This window comes from Rufibacter sp. LB8, assembly GCF_014876185.1.
Lineage (GTDB): Bacteria > Bacteroidota > Bacteroidia > Cytophagales > Hymenobacteraceae > Nibribacter.
Window position 1 is genome coordinate 4557069 of record NZ_JADALJ010000001.1, and the last position, 12530, is coordinate 4569598.

The following is a 12530-nucleotide window of genomic DNA, read 5'->3' on the forward strand; positions in this document are numbered from 1 at the left end:
GCGCTGGCGGGATTTTCTGTTTTCGGGCTCAATTTTGAAAACGAAGCCAAATCTGGGAAATCCTTCTGACGCCCTGCCTCGTTGTGAAAAAGAAAACCGGCCGCCATGGAATTCACGCAGATCAAAGAAACCTGCCTGTACGTGCAGGACCTAGCCAAAACCACTTCGTTTTACAATGGCACGCTGGGCTTGCCCGTGATAGGCGAGGCCCCAGACCGGTTTGTGTTTTTTAAAGCGGGCACCAGTGTGCTGTTGTGTTTCAACGCCCAGAAAACCAGGGAGAACAAAGAGTTGCCACCGCATTTTGGCCAGGGCCAGTTACACTTTGCGCTGGAGTGTAAAACCGAGGAATACGCCCGCTGGAAAGCAAAGCTCAGGCAGGCAAACGTACCCATTGAGCACGAACAGACCTGGCCGCACCAACGCAAATCCTTTTATTTCAGAGACCCAGACCAGCATTTGGTGGAGATTGTGATGCCCGGCATTTGGGAGGGAACCTAGTTTCCGTTTTCGGGCTCATTTATGGAAATTAGCCCGAAAACGGCCTGGCTAAAAGACAAAGTTGAACGAGGCGTTGTACATGATGCCGCGCAGGTTTCGGTTGAGGTCATGCAGGGGCAAGAAGTAACTCACCTTGTTGTCCAGCAATATGTGTTTGGTTTTGATCAGTTCCAGGCCCATGCTCAAGTTGGCGGTGGGCATGGCGCGGCTGTCTTCCTCGTCTTTTTGGGTGAGAATGGCCAGGCCCAGTTGGTAGCCGGTGTACAGGTTGAAAAACTTGCGCTTGCCCCGGCCGAAGTGCTTGGGGTAAAAATCCTGCCCAAACCCAAAGGCGAACATTTCACCGTACCGCGTGGAGTCGTTTTTCTCCGGCTCTGGGTTGGTGACGCCGGTATTTACTTCCTTGAGCACGCCCACCGTGAAATAACTTTTGCCGCGCGTGAACATGTATTTAATGGCGTAGCTCTGATAAGTCTTGGCGCTGATGCCCGGTTTGGGATTCTCAATAAACAGAAAGCCGTATTCCACGCCCGGCATGTTCACGAAGGAAATCTTGCCAGAGGTGGTGGGCACGCTGATTTCGTCATGCAGTTTAATGGAGACCAGGGCCAGGCTATCGCGGTTGCCAATGGACCTGAGCTCACGGCGCAGGGTGCGGAGCGTGGCCTCTGTGCGCGCAATGCCTTTCTCCAGCGTGGCCAGGGCCTCTGGTGATTGGTTGGCCTTGCGCACTGCCGCCTGCAGGCTGTCCATGCGTATCTGCTCGTCTTCCAGGTCATAGGTGGTTCTGGCCAGCCGGGCAGATTTGTCCACGGTGGTCATGCTGTTAGATTCAAGCCAGCCCAGCAGCGTACTGAGCGAGTCCAGCTTGCCCAGATGTTCAGGGGCCACGGTGAAGTCTACTTCCAGGTACTCAGTGGTTTCCTCCTTCTTGTTGATCCTGACGGCATATTGCTTCAGAAACGAAGTGAGTAAGGCTTTAGACTCCGGAAAGCGCGCCGTGTACACCACCATTCGCTTTTGCGTGTCATAGAGGTCAGATTTTTCAGGGGAATTGTTTTGCCCGTTTCGGTAGGTTTGCCCTAACGCCAGATGGCCTGCCACGGTGAGCCACAAACCCAGGGCGGCTAGTCCTTTGAACCAATTTTTCATGTCGCCAATATAAAGGTTTGGCAGCTAACTCCTAGGGTAAAAGAAGCCGGTACAAAGCGAGAGCCGACTTCCTGTTTTCAGGCTCATTTCTGAAAATGAGCCTGAAAACGGAAGTTTACAGCGTTTTCAGTTGGAGCAGGATGTCTGCGTTCAGTTCATGCTTGCCGGTAAAGGTGAGGATGGACGGCTCCAGGCCGGCTTCGCGCACGCGGGTTAGTTGGGCCTGTACTTTTTCATCAGAGACAAACTGGTCTTGCAGGCCGTAGACGTAAGTGATCTTGGCGTTGCCTAAGGCAGATTTGGCCTGCGCCATTTCCATGTCCTCTGGGAACACGCCAGCCCACAAAATTAACTGCGCCACGGGCCACTGGGCCTGGGCCAGCCAACGGCAGACAGTGGCCGCGCCCTGGGAGAAACCCAGCACGTGCAGTTGGGCATTGGGCGCCAAGGCCATGGCTTGTTCCCGAACCAGGTTCAGGTACCGGATGTAGTCCTCAATCTCCAGCAGGCGTTCTTCCTTGGTCATCCAGGTGGCGCCCACGCGTCCGTTGAAGTCTTTCAGGTAGAACCTGGACAAAGCCTCCGGGGCAATGACTACGGTTTCAGGATCATGCAGTCCCTCAAAATGCCGGATGAAGTATTTGGCCAGCTGGCCATAGCCGTGGCAGACAATCCAGAGATGGCGCGTGTCTGAGGATAAATCGCCCCACTGGTGGAGGTGCGCCGTGCGCGGAACTTGCAGGGTGCGGTGCGTGGCGGCCAAGCTACAGCTGGTCTTTGGTGAACATGAACGGCAACAGATCCTCCACTTGCTGTAATCGAATGATTTTTCCGCCTTCAGCCTGCATCAAGAGTTTCATGGGCTTTCCCTGGCGGTTCTGGTACTCGGCCAGTACCTGGCGGCAAGCACCGCAGGGGCAGGCGGGCAGGAAATGCGTTTCATGTCTTCGCCGGACGGTCACGGCCAGCAGGTCCATGGTCTGGTCTGGAAAATTGGAACCCACGCCAAACAGCAAAGTCCTTTCGGCACAGAGCCCTGATGGGTAAGCCGCATTCTCCTGGTTGGTGCCCTGGTGCAGGCTTCCGTCTGAGAGCATTAAGGCCGCGCCCACCAGGTAGTTAGAATAAGGGGCGTAGGCGTTTTGGGTGGCTTGCTGAGCCAGGTGCATCACCTGTTGTTCTTGGTCAGTGAGGGCGGCTATGGAAGAAACCACCTCATAGGAGATGTTCAGTTGTACTTTCTCGGTCATATCATGCGGGTTCCGCACGGCAGCGTACGGGAGTCAAAGTTAATAAGTTAGCCTGAAATTGCAAGAATAGGTTGTCTCTGAGCCATATTTTGCCCATTTTGGGCGCTGCTTCTGTCATACCTCTATGAAAAAGATATTACTGCTGGGCGCCGGCCGGTCTGCGTCTGTCCTCATTGAATACCTGTTAGACCATGCCCCCAAAGAGAATTGGGAAGTGGCCATTGGCGATGTGCATGTTAATCATCTGTCTAACGCGGTGCACCTGAGCTCCTACTCGCGGCCCTTTGTCTTCAACGTGCATGACCAAACCCAGCGTGAACGCGAAGTAAGCCAGGCCGATGTGGTGATTTCCATGCTGCCCGCGCTGTTTCACCCGGTGGTGGCCCAAACCTGCCTGGCCCTGGGCAAGCATTTGGTGACCGCTTCCTACGTGCCCCCGGAGATCAAAGCCATGCATGAAGCCGCCCAGGCCAAAGGCATCACCTTTCTGATGGAATGCGGCCTGGACCCGGGCATTGACCACATGTCGGCTATGCAGATTATTCACCGCATACAGCAAGAGGGCGGCGAGATCACGTGTTTCAAATCGTTCACGGGCGGTTTGGTGGCCCCGGAATCTGACAACAACCCCTGGCACTACAAATTCAGCTGGAACCCAAGAAACGTGGTACTGGCCGGGCAAGGCACCGCCAAATTCATTGAGAACGGCACCTACAAATACATTCCGTACCCCAAACTCTACCAACGCACTGAATCTTTCCTGGTAGACGGCTTCGGATATTTTGACGGCTACGCCAACCGTGACTCCATGAGTTACCGTGAACCGTACGGCCTCCAGAACATTCCTACCATGCTGCGCGGCACGCTTCGGCGGCCGGGCTACTGTCAGGCTTGGCAAGTGCTGGTGCAACTGGGCCTCACCGATGATTCTTACCAACTGGAAGACGCCTCCCAAATGACCTACCGTGAACTGGTGGAGAGTTTTCTGCCGGCCGCCGCCACAGGCAATGACCAAAGCCTGCAAGACCGCGTGGCAGACTACGTGGGCCTGCCTGCCGATGCAGACGCCTTGAACCTGGTGAAATGGACCGGCTTGTTTGACGAAATACCCATTGGTTTAAAACAGGCCACGCCCGCCCAGGCCCTGGAACACCTGTTGGTGCAGAAATGGAAACTGAGCCCCGGCGACAAAGACATGATTGTGATGCTGCACCAGTTCAGTTATACCTTAAAAGGCCAGGAAAAGCAACTGTCGGCCTCATTGGTGGTGCTCGGCGATGACGAGGTACACACCGCCATGGCCAAAACCGTGGGCCTGCCCATTGGCATTGCCACCAAACTGTTGCTCCAAGGCAAACTTACCCAACGCGGCGTGGTGGTGCCCCTGCAGGCAGACCTCTACACCCCCGTGCTGGCCGAACTCAAAGATCTGGGCATTGACTTTGTAGAACGCGAAACCGACATGGCGTTTTAGGGCTCATTTCTGGAAATGAGCCTTAAAACGGGTTTTCCTCATTTGATAAAACCCGCCAATATTTTATTCGAGCCCAGATAAAACCTCACGAATGGCAGGTAAATTATTGGGGCAAGCATTTTTTCAAATTTTCAAGGCTCCCAAATTTCTCCTAAATACGCTGGCAAAAATTCTGTTTTCGGGTTCATTTCCAGAAATGAGCCCGAAAACAGAAATCAATTCCAATTCTTCCTTCAGACAGCAACTACAACATATCGCCCTAATTATACGTTAGCCAAAACCTTGAAAATCAGAGGTGATTTAAAATTTGATTGGAATTGCCTACCTTTACCGTCTCTATAGAAAAGGCAAAGAAAGCTCCCCCGGCTTTGAGAGTTGCCGCCCACCACCGTTCCTATGAAACGTCTTTCTAATTTGCTGTTCACGGCCATGCTGGCGGGCAGTCTCTATTCGTGCGGGTTGCCAGATTTTGAGGCAGACAAGCTGCAGATAGATGAAATTCCCACGGCCGCGCCCCTGGGGTATATCACGTTTGACAACATCACCGAGTATATTCTGGTGAAGTCGTTTCAAACCACCATTCCGACGGTCACGGTGGCGGCGCGCACTGGGCCGCCTTCGCCGGTGGCCGTGGTGGTGGACATACCCGCTTACCAAACCGATGTGGAACTCACCCTGAATGATGCCCCGGACGTGGTGTTGGACGAGGCGGTGGTGTCCAGCGGAACGCTTTCCCTGGAACTCCGGTACAACCTGCCCAGCCAAACCCAACTGGACCTGGAACTGCCCTACATCAGAGATGCCGCCGGGCAGCCGTTCAAACGCAGTATTCAGTTGGCGAAGAATCAGAATTTTTCCACCACGCCCCATGTGGTCAGTTTAGACTTGCAAGGGTACAGCGTGCGGCCCATTAATAAGAAAATAAGGGTTATCACCAGCGGCAAGGTGACCATAGCCCCCGGCGACGTGGCCAGGACCATTAACATTGACCCCACGGTGAAACTGGCGGCCCTGGAGTTCAGCAGCATTAAAGGCTATTTCGGGAAGAAGGAGTTTGACCTGGGCGCAGAAACCGTGTCCGTGGAAGACCAATTGTCGGGGACCGTGGGCATCGGTACGTCGGGCTCAGTGCTCAAGATTGCCGTGGAGAATACCGTGGGCGTACCGTTTGAACTGGACCTTAGTGAGGTGAAAGCTCTTACCAAAAACAACACCAGCGTGTCCCTGGCCTATACGGGCAACAAAATCATTAAAGCGGGCGCTATTTCGGGGAACACAATTTCACCCACCACCACGTATTTTGAACTGAACTCTAGCAACTCCAACATATCGCAGTTCCTATCGGCAGACACCAAGGAGATTCTGTTTGACATAGACGTGAACGCCAACCCTGGCACGGGCGCGCCGGTCCCTAATTTCGTGACGAAGGACAGCCGCATAAAAGTCTCCATTGGTTTATTGGTTCCACTTAAAATCACGCCGGGCGCTTAAGAACATGGCATCTTTTCACAATAATTATAGAGCCCTGGCGGCTGGGCTGGCTTTGGTGGCCGGGTCCGTATTCACTTCCTCGCAGGCGCAGGCGCAATCTGGCGTGTCTTTGTACCATTTGGGCAACAGAACCATTCAGGTAAACCAATTCAACCCGGCGCAGCAGGTAGAAAGCAATTTCCATTTGGCCTTGCCATTCATTTCTAAGCAGAGTTACAGCGTGAGCAACGCGTTCTCGTTTAATGACGTGTTTGAGAAAACCGGGCCGGGCAGGTACCATTTGCTCAATGATGCGCTGTATGAGCGGGTAGAAGACAACGGTTTTCTGGGGCTGGAGATTGACAAAATGACCTTGCTGCAGGTAGGGTTCAATCTGCCTCAATCTGGCTGGGGATTCACCGTTTTCTCCAATCTGTCATCGGCTAACCAGCTGTTTTATTCCAAAGGCCTGTTCCAATTGCTTCTGGACGGCACCGCCCAATCCATTGGCCGTGAACTGGTCTTGGACAAGGCGCAGCTTTCTTCCATGACGTACCTGGACGCCGGCGTGGGCGTGCAGAAAGTGTTGATGGGCGGAAAACTCAAAGTGGGTGCCAACGTGAAATACTTGATGGGCGTGGCCTACATGCAGTCTGACCAAAACCTACGGCTGAGCGTGACCACAGACCCCAACACCTATGAGATGACGTTCAGAACCAATGACATTTCCTGGGATTACGCCTTGCCCGTGGGCAAACCGGGCGTGCCCTTGTCTGACCAGGAAAGCTGGGAAAGCAATTTCAGCCCCACGCAGCACACCGGTTTTGCGGTAGACTTGGGAGCCACTTATAAGCTATTGGAGAAACTGGACCTATCTGTGGCCGTCACAGACCTTGGCGCCATCACCTGGAAAAACGTGTCTCAGGATTACGTGGAAGACAAGACCTTCACTTTTTCTGGCGTGGACCTGGAGGAGAATGACGCTAGCCTTGCCGACTCTTTGGAAAAATATTTTGACGCCAAGAACAGGGTGGTGGGCGACAAACGCGTGGCGCTGGCCTCTAAACTCTTGTTGTCTGGCAAGTACCAACTCACAAAAAATGATGCGTTCAACGCCACCTACTTTTCTGTGCTGGACGGCCGCGAAATGCGCAGTTCCTATGCTTTGGGTTACACCAGAACGTTTGGCAAAGTGCTGGCGCTCTCCGTGAACGCCGTGAAGCAACCGCAACAAATCATTGGCCTGGGTCTGGGCACGGCCCTTACGCTAGGCGGCGCGCAGCTTTATGTGGCCTCAGATAACGTATTTGGGGCACTTAAACTGGCAGACACGCGCGGCACTGACCTGAGATTTGGGTTGAACTTTGTGGTTGGCAATAGCTCTGAGAAAGCTGTTAAGAAGGAGAAAAAACCTAAAAAGGAGAAAACCGAAAAGGCAGAAGCCCCGGTGGTGTCAAAGGTGTAAGTAATAGGGCTTGAGAAGTTCTTGGAACGGTTGTGTGTACGTTTTATGGTCTTGTTCCTTCACCGCCAAGGTGTGTTCAGTGGGTTCTGTCTTTGCTCTGGCATAGGCATGAATGGCGCGCAACAACTTTCCGCCGGGCGAGGCCTCCAGCCAAAGAATATCATGCGGGTAAAAGCCGTGCAAGGCAGCTTCCTGCCTGAATACGTTGGCCTCATGCGGCGGCAATAAAATGTGCAGTTGGCCCTCAGCGGAAAGAAAACGATCTGCAAACGCCAGAATTTCCCCGAAAGATAACTGACCGGTATGCTTGGCGGTGTTTCTGGCCGCATTGGGTGATTTCAACGATGCCTGAAAAAACGGCGGGTTGCAGATGATGGTGTCAAACGGAGCGGGCTGGGTGGCGGCAAATTCCTGCAGACTTGTTCCCAGCACTTCTATTCTACCTGGCCACGGGCTCTGGGCCACATTCTCCTGCGCCTGTCGGGCGGCGGCGGCGTCAATCTCCACAGCTTTTATCTTAGCGTGCGGCGCCCGTTGCGCCACCATCAAACTCAACAGGCCGGTGCCGGCACCAATATCCAGAATACGCTGCGCCTTCGCCACCGGCACATATGCCCCAAACACACAGGAATCAGTACACACTTTCATGGCACACTGGTCTTGCCTGATCAGAAAATGCTTAAACTGGAAAAAGGAGTTGGCCACTTGGGTGATGTGCTAATGTGTTAATGTGCTGATGATCAGATATACCAGATTATGTACGTGGTTAGGTTAGTAAGACAGCAACGGCCTAATCTAAAATAGCACCTTAGCACATTCAAAAATTAGCACATTAGTTACTTACTCGCTTCAAAGCCGCGGTCTGGGAGCAGGTTGGGTTGCAGGGCGGCGGCTACGGCCAGTTCATCGCAGCGTTCGTTTTCGGCGTGGCCGGCGTGGCCGCGTACCCAGACAAATTTCACCTGGTGTTTTCTATAAATCTGCAGGAACCGCTGCCAGAGATCTGGGTTGGCCTTGCCCGTGAAGCCTTTCTTTTCCCAGCCAAACACCCAGCGTTTCTCCACGGCATCTACCACGTATTTGGAGTCTGAGAAAACGGTGACGGGAATGCCGGGTTTGGTGATGGCCTCCAGCCCCGCAATCACGGCCAGAAGCTCCATGCGGTTATTGGTGGTCTTCCGGAAGCCTTCGCTCAATTCCTTCACATGCGGGCCGTAGCGCAAAATAACGCCGTAGCCGCCGGGGCCGGGGTTTCCGCGCGAGGCGCCATCTGTGTAAATCTCTATCAAAATCTGGGGTTCTAAGTCTGGCGCAAAAATACCCATTGCCCGGCTAGGTTTCCCTGTTGCTTTCCAATATTATTTCTGAGGAAGTCCAGATACAAGCAAAAATCCTGTTTTAGGGCTCATTTCCGGAAACGAGCCCTAAAACAGGATTTTAATTTTAAGAGTAGCGGAGTGATGATTTTCCGTTTTCGGCTTCGTTTCTGGAAATGAGCCCGAAAACGGAAATCCAAAATCCTTCATCGGAATTTTTATCAATAATTACTCAGGCAGCGCGGTGGCCGGTTCTTGGTCTGGGGCAACGGCAGAAGCCTGCGCGAAATTGGTTTTCAGCAGATCATACGTCACCGCCAGCCACACCAACAGACACGGCAAGGCCTTTAAGGAAAAAGGTTTGATAAACTCTTCGCGCACCACTTTGGGAAACAGGTCAGACGGCGACAAGCTGGTGAGGAGAAAGGCAAACACCATGAGCCCCACGTACAGCGGCTTAATGGGTCTGCCTTGCAGCATAAACCAAAGCGCCACGCCGGTAAAGGCAATCACGTAGGTAGGAGACTCTGACCCCGAACTGAACAAGACCACAAACAGCAACACAGACGCCAGCAACATCATCTGGAACGCCGCATGTCTGTACTGTGAAATGCGCAGGTACGGCAGAAAGAACAGTACCAGGCCCGCCGCCAAAAAGGGCAAGTTGGGAAGGGTGGGGTCCTGAAGAATCCTTCGGGCCATGCCCATCACGCTTATGTCTTGCATAATGCTGGTGCTGTTCAACTGGTTTTTGGCCGCAAGGGCCGTGTACCAATCCTGGTAAGATTGAAGCACGAAATCTGGGGTGAATAGTAGCATGGGCAAGCCAAAGAACACCATCGCCCAGAAAATGCAACTTAAAACCAAGGTAGGTTTCTGCCGGGAGAAAAAGAAGAAAGCCACGCCCACAATGCCATACAGTTTAATGAACGTACCCAGCATAATCAGGCACGCGGCCCAAAAATCTTTCTTTTCCCTGATCAGGCACAAACTCATGATCACCAGGGCCGCAATGCCGGCATTGATCTGGAAATTGAACATGGCCGTGAGGGCCTCATGCGCTACCAGCCAGAGCACGGCAATAGTTCTGCTGTGCTTGAGCGGCAACCGGCTTATGGCATAAAATAAGAACAGATTGTTGGCCAGTTGCCACAACAAGCCGCCCAGAAAATCGGGCAGCACGGCAAAGGGCGCCATGAGCACCGGAAAAATGGGGCCGTAATAGAACAGGTCGAAATACTCAGCGGGGTAGGCCGCGTAGAGGTTTTTCTGTTCCCAGGCGTGCCAGAAGGAGTTCTTGAAAATGAGGTAGTTGTTGTAATTCCCCTTCAGGATTTGCTTGGAGGTGGCAATAACGGCCAGCAACACCCAGACCGCCAGCACCACCCGGCCCCGACTCAGGAACGTAAGCACTGCACCTAACTTGCTAGTAGTTATAGAGGACATAGACACATGGCGTTTCAGTGAGAAGGAAAGGGAAGGCCCAAAGTAAAGAAACAGGTTGCAACCACAAACATCAGAAGAACTCAGCGAAAAAAACGCGTTTAGATGGAAACGTGCGTCTTGAACAGCTTGATGGCAATGGCCAGCAGAATCACGCCAAAGACCTTCCGGAGCACTTCGGTGCCGTTCTGGCCCAGCTTGCGTTCCAGCCAATTGGAGCTTTTGAGCACAATGTACACAAACACCAAGTTCAAAAGAATGCCCACCAGCACATTTGGCAAGGCATACGCGGCGCGCAAGGAAAGCAGCGTGGTCATGGTGCCCGCCCCTACAATGAGCGGGAACGCCAACGGCACAATGGACCCGGTTTTCACCTCTGGGTTGGAATGGAACAAATGAATACCTAACACCATCTCCATGCCCATCAGAAAAATAATAATGGCACCTGCCAGCGCAAAAGAGGCAAAATCAATCCCGAAGAGTTTTAAAATACCGTCGCCTACAAACAGGAACACAAACATAAGTATGCCTGCCACCAGTGTGGCTTTCTCAGACTGAATCACGCCTTCGCGGCGGCGCAGTTCAATAATAATGGGAATGGACCCCAGAATGTCAATGATGGCGAACAGAATAAGGCTTACAGAGACAATCTCCTTAAGGCTGAAGTCAAACATGGGCGGCGGGGTTGGTTACCGCTGCAAAACTAATGATAATTTTTAGAGAAGAAGTCCTGCAGCGCCACGTACTCCTCATCTATGATAGCCGGGAAATTAGCGATTCTGAACGTGCTTTTGGCCAGCGCCCCGTAACCGTTGCCCAGCAGCAGATTCTGCGCCGCCGCGTGTTTCTTGATCTCCAGAATCTGCTTGTCTTTGCCCTGTAGCGTGAGCACCGTCTGAGACCGCACCTCGGGGTTTTCCACCAACAGTTTTACCTGCGTGTATTCCTCAAAGAAGCTGTACAGGTCCTTAGAGCGTTTCACCAGTTGCTGGTCTATGGTTTTAATGAGCGGCAGTTTCTCCAGCATGCGGCGCATGAGGTAGAGATTGAGCACGTTGGGCGTGTGGCCGGTCTGGTAATTGAGCATTTTCTCATGCAGAAACACCAGGCTGTTGTAGTGCTTTCTATCATTGAGCGCTTTGGCCCGTTGTATGGTGCGTGGCGAACACACCAGCACCGCCATGCCCGCTGGTAACCCGAAACATTTCTGTACCGAGGCAAACCAGATATCGGCGCGTATGAATTTGAGGTTGAGGCCCGCCATGCTGGAAGTGGCGTCAACGGCCAGCAGTGGGTCTTTGAACTGGTTCTGCAGCTTGAGCAAGGTGTTCATGCTCACCTGCGTGCCGTTGGAGGTTTCGTTTTGGGTCACGCAGATCACATCGGTGTCTTCTTCCAGGGGCAGATTGGGCGCATCCAGTTCATGCTGCACGTCAAAGGCCTGGCCGTAAGCATCTGGTCTCAGCTTTTTGGCATACTGGTACCATTTCTCGCCGAAGGAACCGTTGTACACGTGCAGGCTTTTGTGCGGCGTGAGGCTCTGGGCAATCATCTCCCAGCACTCCGTAGCCGACGACGGGAAGAAAATGTAGTAATCCTGTGGAATGTTCAGCTTGGTGCGCAGCAACCCCACCAACTCCCGCATCATCTGCACAAAGCGCTCGCTGCGGTGAGGAATACTCAGAATGCCTTCATCATACGCCATGCCCATAAAGTCTCTAACCTCTGGGTAAACTTTGGACGGGCCGGGGTAAAAGTTGAACATGGGTGTGGTGGGGGTTGGGTATTGTTCTTCAGGGAAAATCTATTGGGCGGCGTTTTTGGCCTCATTTCCAGAAATGAGCCCCAAAACAGCGGGCCGGGTCAGAACTCGTGCTACACGTGGAAAACGGATTTGGGTTACGCTTTCTTGTAATTAAATCCCACTTTAGACGGCTTCAGGCGCTCAAAGTACTGCAAGGCAAGCCGATAACTTTCCAGCCCAAACCCAGAGATGCTGCCCACGCAGCGGCCGCCAATAAAGGTGGCGTGGCGGGTGGCCTCGCGGGCGTACACGTTGGAGATATGCACTTCCACAACGGGCGTCTCAATGGCGGCAATGGCGTCTGCCAAGGCCAAAGAGGTGTGCGTGTAGGCACCGGCGTTGAACACAATGCCCTGGTAATGAAAACCCACCTCGTGCAGTTTGTTGATGAGTTCGCCCTCCATATTAGATTGGTAGTACTCCAGTTCCAGGTCTGGGAAGGCGGGCAGCAGGTCTTTCTCCAGGTAGTCTTCAAAGGAACGGGACCCATAAATGGACTTTTCGCGGCGGCCCAGCAGGTTCAGGTTGGGGCCGTTGAGTAATAATATTTTCATAGCGGTGGGGTCAGGCTGTAAGTTTACAAATAGAAACGCGACAAACGAAATAGAGAACCTGTATTCCTGCACTTAGGCGGTGAAATTTTGCCAGCATTTTC

13 protein-coding genes are annotated in these 12530 nt (G+C 53.0%); 4 read left to right on the plus strand and 9 right to left on the minus strand.

Translation table 11 applies throughout. The features are described from left to right. Nucleotides 1–105 precede the first annotated feature (105 nt). Nucleotides 106–501: a VOC family protein gene (locus IMY23_RS19070; protein ID WP_192823607.1), complete on the plus strand. Its 396-nt coding sequence runs from the start codon at nt 106–108 to the stop codon at nt 499–501. Between the two features lie 48 nt (nt 502–549). On the opposite strand, the gene IMY23_RS19075 is transcribed toward IMY23_RS19070, so the two are convergent. The 3 genes from IMY23_RS19075 to cdd all read right to left on the minus strand — a co-directional run bounded on the left by IMY23_RS19075 (nt 550) and on the right by cdd (nt 2903). Then, nucleotides 550–1653: a hypothetical protein gene (locus IMY23_RS19075; protein ID WP_192823608.1), complete on the minus strand. Its 1104-nt coding sequence runs from the start codon at nt 1651–1653 to the stop codon at nt 550–552. A gap of 115 nt (nt 1654–1768) precedes the next feature. Next, nucleotides 1769–2416 (minus strand): alpha/beta hydrolase, encoded by a 648-nt coding sequence (locus tag IMY23_RS19080; protein ID WP_192823609.1) that lies wholly within the window; start codon nt 2414–2416, stop codon nt 1769–1771. A gap of 1 nt (nt 2417) precedes the next feature. After that, entirely contained in the window at nt 2418–2903 is a 486-nt protein-coding gene (gene cdd, locus IMY23_RS19085; RefSeq protein ID WP_192823610.1) for a cytidine deaminase, read from the minus strand. A gap of 124 nt (nt 2904–3027) precedes the next feature. Between cdd and IMY23_RS19090 the strand changes: the two genes are divergently transcribed. From IMY23_RS19090 to IMY23_RS19100, 3 genes are all read left to right on the plus strand, one after another. Next, nucleotides 3028–4377, plus strand: coding sequence for a saccharopine dehydrogenase family protein (locus tag IMY23_RS19090; RefSeq protein WP_192823611.1), 1350 nt, complete (start codon nt 3028–3030; stop codon nt 4375–4377). Nucleotides 4378–4773: 396 nt separating this feature from the next. After that, entirely contained in the window at nt 4774–5868 is a 1095-nt protein-coding gene (locus tag IMY23_RS19095; protein WP_192823612.1) for a hypothetical protein, read from the plus strand. A 4-nt stretch (nt 5869–5872) separates the two neighbouring features. Beyond that, entirely contained in the window at nt 5873–7312 is a 1440-nt protein-coding gene (locus IMY23_RS19100; RefSeq protein WP_192823613.1) for a DUF5723 family protein, read from the plus strand. On the opposite strand, the gene IMY23_RS19105 is transcribed toward IMY23_RS19100, so the two are convergent. From IMY23_RS19105 to IMY23_RS19130, 6 genes are all read right to left on the minus strand, one after another. After that, the gene (locus tag IMY23_RS19105; RefSeq protein ID WP_192823614.1) at nt 7301–8017 is read right to left on the minus strand and encodes a methyltransferase; all 717 of its coding nucleotides are present in this window, start codon (nt 8015–8017) and stop codon (nt 7301–7303) included. The genes IMY23_RS19100 and IMY23_RS19105 overlap by 12 nt on opposite strands. Before the next feature lie 131 nt (nt 8018–8148). Beyond that, nucleotides 8149–8601, minus strand: a complete 453-nt coding sequence (rnhA, locus tag IMY23_RS19110; RefSeq protein ID WP_192823838.1) for a ribonuclease HI — start codon at nt 8599–8601, stop codon at nt 8149–8151. Nucleotides 8602–8856: 255 nt separating this feature from the next. Then, on the minus strand, nt 8857–10074 hold the full coding sequence (locus IMY23_RS19115) for a glycosyltransferase family 87 protein (RefSeq protein ID WP_225986557.1): 1218 nt from the start codon (nt 10072–10074) through the stop codon (nt 8857–8859). A gap of 98 nt (nt 10075–10172) precedes the next feature. Continuing rightward, nucleotides 10173–10745 carry a MarC family protein gene (locus IMY23_RS19120; RefSeq protein ID WP_192823615.1) on the minus strand — a complete coding sequence of 191 codons (573 nt, stop codon included), beginning with the start codon at nt 10743–10745 and terminating at the stop codon, nt 10173–10175. A gap of 29 nt (nt 10746–10774) precedes the next feature. Then, complete coding sequence (locus tag IMY23_RS19125) at nt 10775–11836, minus strand: aminotransferase class V-fold PLP-dependent enzyme (protein WP_192823616.1); 1062 nt, start codon at nt 11834–11836, stop codon at nt 10775–10777. A gap of 134 nt (nt 11837–11970) precedes the next feature. Then, entirely contained in the window at nt 11971–12429 is a 459-nt protein-coding gene (locus IMY23_RS19130) for a type II 3-dehydroquinate dehydratase (RefSeq protein WP_192823617.1), read from the minus strand. Between the last annotated feature and the right edge of the window lie 101 nt (nt 12430–12530).